The sequence below is a fragment of the Vibrio sp. 1078-1 genome (assembly GCF_033340475.1).
Genome location: NZ_JAWOWM010000853.1, coordinates 1 through 527, shown reverse-complemented (window position 1 = coordinate 527; position 527 = coordinate 1). Strand labels below are relative to the sequence as shown.

General features: G+C 45.0%; 1 protein-coding gene. It reads left to right on the top strand.

All coding sequences use genetic code 11. The features are described 5' to 3' along the window. The coding region (locus R7190_RS30450; protein ID WP_411978109.1) for a CBS domain-containing protein at window positions 1-527 on the top strand (527 nt) is incomplete at both ends.

Sequence of the window (527 nt, the reverse complement as noted above, 5' to 3'; positions counted from 1 at the left end):
AACGATTTTGTTCGTGAGTCATGATTTAGATGAAGCGCTTAAAATTGGTAACAACATTGCCATTATGGAGTCGGGTAAACTGATTCAGCATGGCAAACCAGAGCAAATCATACTGGCACCAGAAAATGATTATGTAGCGGACTTTGTTGCCCACACGAATCCTCTGAATGTGCTTAAAGGACGTTCTCTAATGAAGTCGAGTGATGCTCTGGTACGTGAAAAAGAGCGTGTGCTTATTTGTCCTGATAAAGAAATTTGGGTGACGCAAGAGTCGAAAGGGCTGAGTTTGTCGGACTCTGAACAGTCACTGATTCAGTGGGTAAGCGAATCATCGAACCTTGATGATGTCGAATCTAACTCTCTGGTTCAGGTTAGCCCGAACATCAGCATGCGCGAAGCGATAGAGCTTAAGCAGCGCAGTAACCAGCCTCTGTTGCTGGTGGAAGATGACAAGTTGGTTGGTGTGTTGAGTGATCACGAGTTGTATGACGCGCTGCTTGGTAATTTTAAATCCGAGCAAGTGGCTT